The organism is Lachnospira pectinoschiza, assembly GCF_020564355.1.
Classification (GTDB): domain Bacteria; phylum Bacillota; class Clostridia; order Lachnospirales; family Lachnospiraceae; genus Lachnospira; species Lachnospira intestinalis.
In genome coordinates this window covers 1-381 of record NZ_JAJCRR010000054.1, presented here as the reverse complement: position 1 = coordinate 381, position 381 = coordinate 1, and the positions used below count along the sequence as shown (strand labels likewise).

Below are 381 nucleotides of genomic sequence, written 5' to 3'. Positions count from 1 at the left end.
GCCGACTACATGATTCGAACACGCGACCCTCTGATTACAAATCAGATGCTCTACCAACTGAGCTAAGTCGGCTATAAAAGAAATGCGGATGAAGGGACTTGAACCCCCACGCCCTAAAGCACTAGAACCTAAATCTAGCGTGTCTGCCAATTTCACCACATCCGCTTGACAAGTTCTTTTACGCTTTATACCTCAACCTAATGTTAAAGTATGACCCGTGCTGGGCTCGAACCAGCGACCCTTTGATTAAAAGTCAAATGCTCTACCAACTGAGCTAACGAGTCTATTTCTTTTATTACCTTTCAAGTAAGCCTACTTGAAACGGTTCCGACGGGAATCGAACCCGCGATCTTCGCCGTGACAGGGCGACGTGATAACCGC

Annotated in this window: 3 tRNA genes; all 3 read right to left on the bottom strand. The window is 47.0% G+C overall.

Annotation, left to right across the window (positions count from 1 at the left end):
• Window positions 1-72, bottom strand: a tRNA-Thr gene (locus tag LI288_RS14215).
• Window positions 73-83: 11 nt separating this feature from the next.
• Window positions 84-165 (bottom strand) — tRNA-Leu (locus LI288_RS14210).
• Between the two features lie 46 nt (window positions 166-211).
• Window positions 212-284: transfer RNA gene (locus LI288_RS14205), tRNA-Lys, on the bottom strand.
• Between the last annotated feature and the right edge of the window lie 97 nt (window positions 285-381).